Source organism: Mesorhizobium sp. M7D.F.Ca.US.004.01.2.1 (assembly GCF_003997785.1).
In the GTDB taxonomy this organism is placed as follows: Bacteria; Pseudomonadota; Alphaproteobacteria; order Rhizobiales; family Rhizobiaceae; genus Mesorhizobium; species Mesorhizobium loti.
Genome location: NZ_RZRQ01000204.1, coordinates 1 through 11,031, shown reverse-complemented (window position 1 = coordinate 11,031; position 11,031 = coordinate 1). Strand labels below are relative to the sequence as shown.

The 11,031-nt window shown below is 63.8% G+C and carries 12 protein-coding genes and 1 pseudogene; 2 read left to right on the top strand and 11 right to left on the bottom strand.

All coding sequences use genetic code 11. The features are described 5' to 3' along the window. The 4 genes and pseudogenes from EN993_RS23710 to EN993_RS23695 all read right to left on the bottom strand — a co-directional run. Positions 1 to 573, bottom strand: a pseudogene (locus EN993_RS23710) (hypothetical protein); the annotation flags it as partial. Then, positions 573 to 1,523: a branched-chain amino acid ABC transporter permease gene (locus tag EN993_RS23705; protein WP_245468947.1), complete on the bottom strand. Its 951-nt coding sequence runs from the start codon at positions 1,521 to 1,523 to the stop codon at positions 573 to 575. The pseudogene EN993_RS23710 and the gene EN993_RS23705, both read right to left, overlap by 1 nt. 121 nt (positions 1,524 to 1,644) lie before the next feature. Next, positions 1,645 to 2,757 carry a branched-chain amino acid ABC transporter substrate-binding protein gene (locus EN993_RS23700; protein ID WP_127264972.1) on the bottom strand — a complete coding sequence of 371 codons (1,113 nt, stop codon included), beginning with the start codon at positions 2,755 to 2,757 and terminating at the stop codon, positions 1,645 to 1,647. Between the two features lie 140 nt (positions 2,758 to 2,897). Next, positions 2,898 to 3,671 carry a GntR family transcriptional regulator gene (locus EN993_RS23695; RefSeq protein WP_164548788.1) on the bottom strand — a complete coding sequence of 258 codons (774 nt, stop codon included), beginning with the start codon at positions 3,669 to 3,671 and terminating at the stop codon, positions 2,898 to 2,900. Between the two features lie 110 nt (positions 3,672 to 3,781). Between EN993_RS23695 and EN993_RS23690 the strand changes: the two genes are divergently transcribed. Further along, a complete protein-coding gene (locus EN993_RS23690) occupies positions 3,782 to 4,534 on the top strand; it encodes an NAD(P)-binding domain-containing protein (RefSeq protein ID WP_127264971.1) in 753 nt (250 codons plus the stop codon). A gap of 31 nt (positions 4,535 to 4,565) precedes the next feature. On the opposite strand, the gene EN993_RS23685 is transcribed toward EN993_RS23690, so the two are convergent. The 7 genes from EN993_RS23685 to EN993_RS23655 form a co-directional block, all read right to left on the bottom strand. Continuing rightward, positions 4,566 to 5,315, bottom strand: a complete 750-nt coding sequence (locus EN993_RS23685) for an SDR family oxidoreductase (protein WP_127264970.1) — start codon at positions 5,313 to 5,315, stop codon at positions 4,566 to 4,568. Between the two features lie 23 nt (positions 5,316 to 5,338). After that, on the bottom strand, positions 5,339 to 6,262 hold the full coding sequence (locus EN993_RS23680) for a 3-hydroxyacyl-CoA dehydrogenase NAD-binding domain-containing protein (RefSeq protein WP_127264969.1): 924 nt from the start codon (positions 6,260 to 6,262) through the stop codon (positions 5,339 to 5,341). Continuing rightward, complete coding sequence (locus EN993_RS23675) at positions 6,262 to 7,131, bottom strand: hypothetical protein (RefSeq protein ID WP_127264968.1); 870 nt, start codon at positions 7,129 to 7,131, stop codon at positions 6,262 to 6,264. Before EN993_RS23675 ends, EN993_RS23680 begins: the two co-directional genes overlap by 1 nt. A gap of 1 nt (position 7,132) precedes the next feature. After that, positions 7,133 to 7,456, bottom strand: a complete 324-nt coding sequence (locus tag EN993_RS23670) for an NIPSNAP family protein (RefSeq protein ID WP_127264967.1) — start codon at positions 7,454 to 7,456, stop codon at positions 7,133 to 7,135. 65 nt (positions 7,457 to 7,521) lie between these two features. Continuing rightward, positions 7,522 to 8,835: an acetoin dehydrogenase dihydrolipoyllysine-residue acetyltransferase subunit gene (locus EN993_RS23665; protein WP_127264966.1), complete on the bottom strand. Its 1,314-nt coding sequence runs from the start codon at positions 8,833 to 8,835 to the stop codon at positions 7,522 to 7,524. A gap of 14 nt (positions 8,836 to 8,849) precedes the next feature. Continuing rightward, positions 8,850 to 9,824, bottom strand: a complete 975-nt coding sequence (locus EN993_RS23660; RefSeq protein ID WP_127264965.1) for an alpha-ketoacid dehydrogenase subunit beta — start codon at positions 9,822 to 9,824, stop codon at positions 8,850 to 8,852. Between the two features lies 1 nt (position 9,825). Further along, the gene (locus EN993_RS23655; RefSeq protein WP_164757776.1) at positions 9,826 to 10,797 is read right to left on the bottom strand and encodes a thiamine pyrophosphate-dependent dehydrogenase E1 component subunit alpha; all 972 of its coding nucleotides are present in this window, start codon (positions 10,795 to 10,797) and stop codon (positions 9,826 to 9,828) included. A gap of 67 nt (positions 10,798 to 10,864) precedes the next feature. Here EN993_RS23655 and EN993_RS23650 point away from each other — a divergent pair. Beyond that, positions 10,865 to 11,031 (top strand): SDR family NAD(P)-dependent oxidoreductase (locus EN993_RS23650; protein WP_245468948.1); only part of this gene is annotated, 167 nt, incomplete at its 3' end.

Here is an 11,031-nt window from a genome sequence, read left to right as displayed (position 1 = left end):
TCCTCGGCATCCAGATCGCCCGGCCCGTCGATTTCTTCTGGCTTCTGCTCGTCGTCGTGCTGCTGGCCGGGCGATCTGGATGCCGAGGATCGAAGCCTTGTCGAGGCGGGCGATGCCTTTCGGCCCGCCGGTAAGCCAGTCGACATTGTTGATGATGATGCGCACGATCTCGCCGAAGCCGAGTGTGACGATGGCAAGATAGTCGCCGCGCAATCTCAACACCGGGATGCCGAGCAATATGCCGGTGATCGCGCCAAGGCAGGCGGCGACGAGCAGAATGAGCAGGAAGGGCAGGTGCAGGTCGAGCTGGGGGCTGGCCAGCAGTGCGTAGCTATAGGCACCGACCGCGTAGAAGGCGACGAAGCCGAGATCGAGCAGGCCAGTATAGCCGATCACGATGTTCAGGCCGATGCCGAGCAGGATGTAGATCAGCAGGCTGTCGATGACACGGATGTAGTAGTTGGGCAGGAAGGGCGTCGCCGCGATCAGCGCGATTGCGATGGCAAAGACAAGGAACGCGACGGCCCGGCTTGAACGCGGCCTGGCAGCCGCGAGGCTCTCGGCGACGGACATCAGAACTCCCTCTTGTACACGATGCTTTCCTCGGACACGGCCTCGCCCAATATGCCGGCGGGACGAACGAGAAGCACGAGTATGAGGATCGCGAAGGTGAGCACGTCGCGATATTCGGTGCCCAGCACGCCATGGGTGATGACGGGCAGCAGCGCGGTTCCGCCGACTTCGACGAAGGCGAGGATGAAGGCACCAAGCATGGCGCCGGGAATGGAACCGATGCCGCCGAGGATCGCCGCGGTGAAGGCCTTCAGGCCAATGACGGCGCCCATGGTCGGCGACATGATGCCGTAATAGCTGGCATAGAGGATGCCGCCGGCCGCGCCGAGCAGCGGGCCGACAAAGAACACCATCGAGATCGCGCCGTTGACGTTGATGCCCAGAAGCTGTGCGGTGGGGCGGCTTTCCGAAACGGCACGCACGATGATGCCGATACGGCTGCGGTTGACGAGGAAATGCAGGCCGAACATCAACACGAAGGCGGCGACGAGGATGCCGATCTGCATCGAGGTGATGGTGCCACCCAGCACTTCATAGCGGACGACGGGAAAGAAGCTCGGAAAGGCGACCGGCTGCGGGCCGGCAAGAATCTGCATGCCGGTGACCAGCGAAAGCGAAACGCCAAGCGAGGACAGCATCGGCGCAAGCCGGGTAGAATTTCGCAACGGCTTGTAGGCAATGCGTTCAATGCCGACGCCGATGAAGCCCACCAGGAAGACAGCGACGACAAAGGCCACGGTAAGCGCAATCGCGCCCGCCATGCCGATATCGCCGACGAGCATGCTGAGGATCAGAAAGGCGACATAGGCACCGAGCATGAACATCTCGCCATGGGCGAAATTGATCATGCGCAGCACGCCATAGACCATCGTGTAGCCGAGCGCGATCAGCGCGTAGATCGAGCCGATGGTCAACGCGTTGACCGTCTGTTGAATGAGGTTTCCCAGCATGGGCCGATGTCCTGTGCAATGGGTTCCCGATCGACGGTCCGTCGCACTCTTGTCAGGCGCGGCCGTCGACAGGCAAGAGGAGCCGCCTTTAAAAAAAGCAGGCGGCTCCGGCGCCCGGCTGCTATTTCGAGCCGACAAGCTGGAACTTCGATCCCTCGACCTTGTAGAGGTACGATGGGGCGACTTTAAGTTCGCCCGTTTCGTCGAATTCCAGTTCACCCACGGCGGTCTTGACCTTGACCGCGTGCAGCGCCGTGTTGATGTCCTCGCGCGCCAGGCCCTTGGTCGTCTTCAGCACTTGTTCGAGGATCTGGCCCTGAACATAGCCATAGATCGAGTAAGGGCCGGCTTCTTCGCCGTACTTGGCCTTGTAGAGTTTGGCGAACTCGGCGATCTCCGGCGAGGCATCCATCGGCGGCACCTGGATGGCGACGAGCGTGCCCTGGACGTTGGGCTCGCCGGCCTGTTTGATCAGGTCCGGCGTATAGCCGCCGTCGGGTACGATCAGGGTGGCGGTGATGCCTTGCTCATGCATCTGTTTTGCAAAGAGCGCCAGCTGCGGCATGACGGCACCGAGATAGATGACGTCGGGCTTCTTCGGCTTGATCTGCGCCAGCACGGCGGCGAAGTCCACATCGCTTGGCGCGACCGAAATCGTGTCGATGACCTTGCCGCCGCCATTCTCGAAGTTCTTGGCGAAGATTTCGGAGATTCCCTGGCCGAAAACCTGCTTGTCGTTGACGACCAGCGCCGTCTTGGCGCCAAGCTTGCCGAGCGCGTATTCAGCCGGCAGCAGCGCGCCCGCCAGATCGTTCGCGACCGGGCGCACCATAAGCTTGTAGCCCTGCTTGGTCAGCGATGGGTTGGAGCCGAAGGTCATCGTCGGCAGCGAGCAATCCTCATAGATCGGCAAGGTGGACTGGGCGACGCCGGAATTGAAGTTGACGAGGCCGAGGACGATCTGGTCATTGTCGCAGAACTTCTGCGCCACGAGCGTTCCCTCGCGCGGATCTGCCTTGTCGTCTTCCTGTTCATAGGCGACGGTCACACCATTGACCCCGCCATCGGCGTTCAGCTTGTCGACATAGAGCTTGAAGCCATTATGCCATGTGGTGCCGAAATAGGCCTGCGGGCCGGAGAGCGGAGCGGATAGACCAATCGTGATCTGCTCGGCCATGGCCGGGCCCGCGAATAGCGATGCTCCGAGAATGAGTGTGGCGATAAATTTTCTCATGATGGTTCCCCTTGGCTACTGGTCACAGCAGGAGCGGCCGTTCCGGTCTTCTCTCCCTTGGAACCCATCGAAGCAGACAAAGAGACTGTCGTCAAGAAAGTGTCGACACTATTGCGTTCAATTTTGTGCTCAGATATCGATTATGCGTCGCGCGCCCTTCGCCGGCGCTTCAGATCGGCGCCGTTACCGGGCGCGAACACCTTGAGCAGGGCGTCCTTGAGCGCCTGTTGCGTGGCGGAGACGGTCATTTCGATATGTTCGCGCAGCAGTTTCATGCCGTTTTCGGCATCCCGCCTGACGGCGGCATCGACGATGGCCGAATGAGAGGTGATCTGCGCCTTGTCATGCGAGGGATGTTCGATCTGGATGCGGCGGATGAAGCGGATGCGCGCATTGATGGAGCTGAGCTGGCCGACAAGTTCCGGATTTCCCGACAGTTCGGCAATGAGCAGATGGAAGCCTTCGTCCTCGGCCAGGATGACATCCGGCGGCTGGTCCGGGTAGGCGTCGACGATCGCTTCCCAGTAGCTCCGCAGCCGGTCGATTTCACTGTCGTCGGCGCGTTCGCACATCAGCTTGAAAGCAGCGCATTCGATGATCGAGCGGAACTCGTAGAGGTCGAGCAGGCCCTCGGTGCTGAGGCTTCTGACGAAAAAGCCGCGATTGGGCGTGAGCGAAACGAAACCCTCGGAGGCGAGCCGGTTCAGCGCCTCGCGGATCGGTGTGCGCGAAACGCCGAGGCTGCGCGAAAGCTGGACCTCATTGATGCGTTCCCCGGGCTTCAGCTTGAACTCGACCAGAAGCTTGCGGATGGTGTTGTAGGCGCGTTCGCTGCTGTCGGCAGCGCGGCGCGTTTCGGCCTCGGCGGCAAGGGACGGATCGCTATCGGCGCTGGTCTCGGCTCGTTCGGTCACGACGATTCTCATCTGATTTGTATGCAGGTTGTGTCTACACTTTGTAGAGCGCCTTTCTTTCCCAACTTCGTGTGAATGGCAAGCAGCAGGTTTAAATCCGGGGGACAACAATGATTGTAGGCATTCTTGGTGTCGGGCATCTGGCGACGTCCATGCTGGCCGGGTTCCTGCGTTCCGGGCTCGATCCCGCGGCAATCGTGCTGTCGCCGCGCGGCAAGGCGGCGGCACTCTCCGACCAGCACGGTTTTCGGCTGGCGATCGACAATCGCGATCTCGTCGAACGGTCCGAGGTCGTCATTGTCGCCGTACGGCCCGCCCATGCGCCGGACGCGGTCGCCGGCCTGCCGTGGCGCAAGGACCAGGTGGTGGTTTCGGTTTGCGCCGGCGTAGCGCTGTCGCGGTTCGCTGTCGCGCCCGCGCGCGCGGTGCGCGCCATGCCGTTCACGGCTTCCGAAATCTGTGCCAGTCCGACGATCTATTTCCCCGACCTTGAGCAGGCGCGGGCGGTTCTCGACCGGCTCGGCCCCTCGATCGCTCTGGTCAGCGAAACGGACTTCGAGGTGGCCACCATCAATGCCGCCATCTATGGCTGGGTGCAGGATCTGATCCGCAGGACGACTGAATGGTCGAGTGCCCGAGGTCTCGACCCGGCAATTGGCCGCCGGCTGACGGCGCTGACATTCGTGGCCGCCGGGCGGCTGATTGACGAGACGGACCAGCCGATGGATCAGATGCTCGAGGAGTTGGTGACACCGGGCGGCATCACCGAGCGGGGGCTGCGGGTGCTTTCGGCGCGCGGCGTGCCGGCGGCCTGGGAGGAGGCTTGCACGGCCGTGCTCGACAAATTGACAGGCCCAGGCTGATGCGAGGCGTTGCTGATACCCCGCAGTCCGCTCATCGTTGGGGTGCGGCCGGATAGACATGGCCGCCGGGTGCCTGTTCGCTTGGCGCGACAGTCAGTTCGGCGATGTCGACATGGTCCGGCATCCGCAGCGCGGCAACAAGCACGGCGGCAATGTCGCCCGGGCCGAGCGGCCGCTGTTGCGAGTACATGCGCTTGCGCAGGCCCTCGCGGTCGCCGTCGAAGGCCTTCAGGTAGAAATCCGTTTCCACGCGACCGGGGGCGATCTCGGTCAGCCGCACGCCGGTGCCGGCGAGATCGAAGCGCAGGATGCGGCCGGCTTGGGAAAGGCCGGCCTTGGCCGCACCGTAGATCGTCGTGCCGGGAAAGACGGCGCTGGCCGCCGTGCTGGTCAGGTTGAAGATGTGGCCGCGCTTGCGCGCGATCATGCCCGGCAGCAACAGACGGATGAGCTGCAAGGGCGCGGTGAGGTTCAGCGCCACCACCTCGGCTGTTTCCTCCGCGCTTTGCTCATGCAGCGGGCGCACCGTCGCCAGACCGCCGGCGTTGTTGATCAGCACATCGATTTCCGCCGCACCGAGCGCAGCCGCGATCGCTTCGTGGTCGCGCACATCGGCGACAAGCGGTTTTACGCGTGGCCCGAGCCGCGCCTGCAGGACCTGCAGCGCATCATGGTTGCGCGCCAGTGCATGGACGGTCAATCCTTCCGCGATCAGGCTCTCGACGATTGCCGCGCCGATGCCTTTCGAGGCGCCGGTAACGAGGGCAGTGCGGTAACTCATGGGTGTTCTCCTGAGCTGCGATGTCAAAGCGCGCCGTGTTCAGCCACCGTTTTCAAAATGCCGACCAAACCTGCCTCACGCTCGGCCTTCAGGTCGTCCTGGCTGCGTCCGTTCACGGCGGCCCCTGTCGAAGCCGTGATCGCGCGGATGGTCTCGTTGTCGAGCCTTGCGTCGAGCAGCGTGTCCCAGATCGCCTGATAGGTCGGGCCATATTTGCGCAGGAAGTCCTCGATGCCATCGGCGTTGAGGCTGTTGGAAATGAACGAACCTTGCAGGGTCCATTTCGCACCCGGCCCATACATGAAGGCACGATCCACGTCCTCGACTGAAGCGACGCCGTCGCGCACCAGCGCGATCGCCTCGCGCCACATGGCGCCCATCAGGCGCAAGGCGATATGGCCGGTCACTTCCCGGTTGAGCGTCACTGGCTTCTTGCCGATGGCCTCATAGATGGCGTGTGCCCGGACGATTGCCTGCGGATCGGACGCCTTGCCGCCGACGATCTCGACCAGCGGCATCAGATGCGCCGGATTGAAGGGATGACCGAGCACGACGCGGCCGGGCAAGCGGCACTCGTCCTGCATGTCGGACACCAGCAGGGCCGAGGAGGAGGAAGCGATGACGACCTCGTCAGCGACATGGTCTTCGATTTCGGCCAGCAGCCGGCGCTTGAGGGCCAGGTCTTCCGGGCCGTTCTCCTGCACGAAATCGACCCCTTCGAGCGTCTCGGCGAGTGTCGGGAAAAGACGGATCGCACCGGGCGCGTGCGAGGATCCTTGCAGCGCATCGAGGTCGGCCATGAGCGCAGGCAGCACCTCATTGAAAGCCGCTTCGCGCCGCTCCCTCGGATCGAACACGCGCACCGCGTGCCCGGCATGGGCAAAGCAAGCCGTCCAGCGCTGCCCGATGACGCCGAAACCGACAATGCCGATGGTCAGTTTTTGCATCACCTGGCCTTCCTGCCGTCAAGCGCTGCGCGGAAGGCCTCGTTGAGGTCGTTCCACGGGATGAGAAGATCGAGCCAGGCGCCGATCCGTCCGGCAACCAGGATTGCCTCGTCGATCAGGGTGTCGAAAGGATGCCGATCGTCCATCGCCGCCTTGAGCCGGAAAAGCAGGGCCGGCGTTTCCTCCATGTGGCAGAAGTCGCGCAGGCGGGTCGCGGTCTTGTCGAGTGCGATTGCTGCCACCTGGCGCAGCACCAATTCGTCCTTCCTGCCGCGCTCGGCGCGGACCCACCACAGGAATTCGTGCAGCACCCGCGCTTCCGACTCCGCGGTGAAAACGGGACCTGCCGGGTGCATGATGGCGCGTGACGCGGTGACCCGGCTGATGTCGGCGGGACAGGACGCCCACAGCGCCTTGCGCGCGGCGATGATATTCTGCGGCAGCGACAATGGCGGCGAAGGCTCGGACACGCCGCGATCCGACCGGACAAGTGTGCCTTCCAGAATACGGCGGCCCTGATCCCGCTTCAGCGTCGCGGCAAGCTCGGCAATGCCTTCCACCGGCGCGTCGAGATGGCCGAGAACGGTGATCTCGGCATTTTCCGCCTGGAGCGGCGCGAAGGTGATTTCGAGGAACTGCCGCACCGGCCAGTAGATGAAGGCGCCGGCGGTTGCGGAAAGCACATGCGTGGCACCTTCGATATCCTCGACGAAGGGAGCATGCCAATAGATATGGCTGCCGGCGATTTTGGGCGTGTGAAGCTGCAGGCGCATCGGCAGGGCCGAAAGCAGCGCACGGCGCGTGCGGTCGGCATCGCCGGTCAGGCGCAACGGCCAGTTGCGCCCTTCAGCCGAGAAAATCAGGTCCATCTTACTTTCCGGGATTGAAGAAGGAGACAGGTTTGAGGATCTGGTTGCGCATGTCGAGAAGATAATCGGTCTCGATCACCTTGCGCCGATAGGCCTGCCATTCGGGATCGGCTTCCATGCGGTCGCGGCGCTCTTCCCGATCGGCCAGGCTTTCATATTTCCACAGATGCACGGTGCGCGACAGGTCGCCGATGTGCGTCTGGAAGAAGCCGAAGGGCTCGCCCAGATAATGCTGCTGCATCGGCAGGCCGACGTCTTCATAGAGTTTCAGGAAATGCGACAGCTTGTTCGGGCGGGCGGTATAGGTGCGATGGTCGAAAATCATATCGAGCACTCCTTCTGGCGTTCTGTATCCGGTGCCTTCGGCGCCGGCGTGATGGTCTTGTCGGCTCAGCCGGCGCTTCGCACCGTCTCGGTGATCAGCCGGGCTGTGAGCGCCGGCGCTTCAATCTGCGGTACATGGCCGACGCCATCGAGAAGATGAACAGCAGTGAAGCCCGGCGCGCGGACTGCATGAGCGACCGGGATGACGCGGTCGAGCCTGCCCCAGATGAGCCGCGTCGGCACAGCGACCGCAGCGAGCGCACCCGTTAGGTCGAACCCCTGCGTGCCGTCCGGGAAGAGGCTTTCGGCCATCGCAGCGAGCGCGTCGCGATTGCCGGTCTTTTCCATCTGCCTGAGCGCGGCCTGCGCATAACCGACCGGCAAGGCCGAGGGGTCGCCGACCATCACCGTCAGCCACCGCTCCAGGGCCTGCGCCGTGGTCGCGCGCGCAAGTCCGGCAATGAAGCCTGCATTGATCTCGGGGCCAAGCCCGCCAGGGGCAAGGAGCGTGACGGAGCGTACCGCGAGATGGCCAAGCCGGGCGAGCGCGAGAGCCGCCGCGCCGCCCAGGGAATGGCCGACGAGATGGGCATTGCCCACGCCCATCTCCTCCAGCCGGTCTGAGAGGAGGAAGGCGATCTCCTCGATGCTCCTTGCAGGCTTTGCCGCTTCCGCACCATGGCCAGGCAGGTCGAGGCTGATCGTCTCGATCCCTGTTCCGAGCAAGGGCACGACCTGCCGCCACACGGAGCTATCCGCCCCGAAGCCATGGATGAGGACCACCGGCACCGTCTGTCGGGCCAGCGCCGGCGCGGCAACAGACGATGTCTTGACTGCGGTCGTCCGCTGAACTGCACCGTCATGTTCGTTCGAGCGGGCAGCAAGGGCAGCATCGATGTCGCGCTTCTTGATGCGCCCGTGCGGGCCGCTTCCCGAAATGGTGGCAAGGTCGAGCTCGGCCGCGGCGGCAAGCCGCCGGGCCAGCGGGCTTGCGATTGCACGGCTGCCGGGCGGTCGGATGGAGGAAGGCGCTTCGCTGGCCACAGGCTCGCGCGGATTGGGTTCTACAGCCGTCGCAGTGGCCGGCGCGATCGAAGCGGATTGGCCAGCGATCGGCTTCCCGCCAACTATCGGTTTCTCATCGGCGATCGTGCCGAGCACCGCGCCCACCGGCGCTTCCTGTCCCTCGGCGAAGAAGATTTCCGCCAGCCAGCCGTCGCGGTCGGCTTCGATTTCGGTTGCGGCCTTGGCCGTTTCGACGGTGACGAGAAGATCGCCGGCCTTGACCGGGTCGCCGGATTTCACCGCCCAGCTGATCACCAGCACGGATTCCATATATTCGCCGCCGGCGCTGTCGATGCTGATCGGGTGGGTCGCCATCGCCGTCGCCCCCGTCACTTCAGCGTCTTTAGCGCGGCAGCGCGGATTTTCTCGGCACTTGGCAGCATCGCCGTTTCCAGCGGTTCGGAATAGGGGATCGGCATGTCCGGCAAGGTGACGCGCGCGACCGGCGCGTCGAGCTCATCGAAGGCATGGTCCATGATCGTTGCCGACAGCTCGGCGGCATAACCGCAGAAGCGCCAGCCTTCGTTGACCACGACGGCATGGTGCGTTTTCGAGATCGAGGCGACGATGGCGTTGACGTCGAGTGGGCGCAGCGACCGGAGATCGACGATTTCGGCCGAAACACCGTCGGCTGCGAGAAGATCCGCGGCTTTCAGCGCCTCCACCACCATCTTGGAGGTGGCGAAGATCGAGATGTCGTTGCCTTCGCGCAGGGTTGCCGCCTTGCCGAGCGGCACGATCACGTCGCCGTCCGGCACCTCACCGCGGGTGTTGTAGAGCAGCTTGTGCTCGAGGAAGATCACCGGCTGGTCATCGCGGATCGCGGCCTTCAGCATGCCCTTGGCGTCGGCGGGCGTCGAAGGAGCAACGACCTTGATGCCGGGTATGTGGGCAAGCATGGAATCGAGCGACTTGGAGTGCTGCGCGCCGGCGCCGGCGCCGCCGCCGCCCTGCGTGCGCAGCACGAACGGCATCTTCACCTGGCCGTTCCAAATGTAATTGTAGATCGAGGCCTGGTTGACCAGCGCATCGAGCGTCAGCGGCACGAAATCCGCATACATGATTTCAAGCACCGGCCGCGTGCCGGTCATCGCGGCGGTCACGGCCATGGCGGTCAGCGCCTGTTCGGAGATTGGCGTGTCGCGCACCCGCGTTTCGCCGAATTCCTCTATCAGCCCTTTCGTCACCTTGAAGACGCCGCCATAGCGGCCGATGTCCTCGCCGAAGACGAAAACGGAAGGGTCGGCCTGCATCTCTTCGCGCAGTGCCGCATTGAGCGCTTCGGCGTACCGCATCATGGCCATGTCAGTGCGCCTCGCTGTAGGGGTTGCAGGCTTCGTCGACGAAAAACTCTGGCATCGGGTCGGACAGTGCGGCCGCGAATGCCTCGTCGACCTCGGCCTTGGCCGCGGCCTCGATCCCGGCGAGTTTCGCCTCGCCGACGTCGCCCAAAAGCGCCTTGCGCGAGACGAGCAGTGGATCACGCGCCTTCCAGGCCGCAATGTCCTCCGACTTCTGGTAACCGCCCATGTCGGAGGTGGAAAAACCCTCGATGCGGTAGGTCTTGCATTCGACCATGCCGGGACCCTCGCCACGCCGGGCACGCTCGACCATGGCCGATACGGCGCGATAGACGGCCACGGCGTCGTTGCCGTCGACGATCTCGGCCGGCATCGCATAGCCGGCGGCACGGATCGACAGATCCTCTACCGGCGACTGGACTTCTGAGGGAACGGTCAGGCCGAACTGGTTGTGTTCGAGCACGAAGACGACCGGCAGCTTCCACAGCCCCGCCATGTTCATGGCCTCGTGGCAGATGCCGGTCTGGGCGGCGCCGTCGCCGAAAACGCACATGGCGACATTGCCGGTGCCGAGGATCTGCATTGACAGCGCCATGCCGGTGGCGGCCGGAATGCCGGCACCAACTATGGCGTTGCCGCCGATCACGCCCCTTTCGGCATCGGCTACCAGCATGTGGCCGGCACGCCCGCCGCAGGCACCAGTGGCCCGCCCGAAGATCTCGGCCACCACGGGGTGCACGGCCATGCCCTTGCCGATATAGACCGCGTGGCCACGATGGGTGGTGGCGACCTTGTCACCCGCCTCCAGCACGGCGGTCGCGGCGACGCCGACGGCTTCCTGGCCATCGCAGCGATGGATCGGACCGCGCGTGCGTCCTTCTTTGTGAAGCGCTCCAAGGCTCTCTTCCAGATGCCGCACCAGCAGCATCCGGCGATAGATTTCCAGGTGTTGTTCGACGGAAGGAGTGTTTTTCACTGATATCCCCGAGTTCGTGCCGAAATTAAATACAAAAGTGTCGACACTTTGCAAGCGCTTCTGCAAAATAGAGCAAAACAAGTTTTTGAAAAGGGGATCGATCATGCGTTTGAAGGGCAAAGCAGCCATCGTCACCGGAGCCGGCGCCGGTATCGGCGCCGCCGTCGCGGAGCTGTTTGTGAAGGAGGGCGCGCGCGTTCTGATCGTCGACCGCGACGGCGTGCGGGCCAGCGA

Bases quoted from the DNA above. Each gene is read 5' to 3' on its own strand.
- EN993_RS23705 (WP_245468947.1), bottom strand. From the start codon at position 1,523: ATGCTGGGAAACCTCATTCAACAGACGGTCAACGCGTTGACCATCGGC.
- EN993_RS23700 (WP_127264972.1), bottom strand. From the start codon at position 2,757: ATGAGAAAATTTATCGCCACACTCATTCTCGGAGCATCGCTATTCGCG.
- EN993_RS23690 (WP_127264971.1), top strand. From the start codon at position 3,782: ATGATTGTAGGCATTCTTGGTGTCGGGCATCTGGCGACGTCCATGCTG.
- EN993_RS23685 (WP_127264970.1), bottom strand. From the start codon at position 5,315: ATGAGTTACCGCACTGCCCTCGTTACCGGCGCCTCGAAAGGCATCGGC.
- EN993_RS23680 (WP_127264969.1), bottom strand. From the start codon at position 6,262: ATGCAAAAACTGACCATCGGCATTGTCGGTTTCGGCGTCATCGGGCAG.
- EN993_RS23675 (WP_127264968.1), bottom strand. From the start codon at position 7,131: ATGGACCTGATTTTCTCGGCTGAAGGGCGCAACTGGCCGTTGCGCCTG.
- EN993_RS23670 (WP_127264967.1), bottom strand. From the start codon at position 7,456: ATGATTTTCGACCATCGCACCTATACCGCCCGCCCGAACAAGCTGTCG.
- EN993_RS23665 (WP_127264966.1), bottom strand. From the start codon at position 8,835: ATGGCGACCCACCCGATCAGCATCGACAGCGCCGGCGGCGAATATATG.
- EN993_RS23660 (WP_127264965.1), bottom strand. From the start codon at position 9,824: ATGGCCATGATGCGGTACGCCGAAGCGCTCAATGCGGCACTGCGCGAA.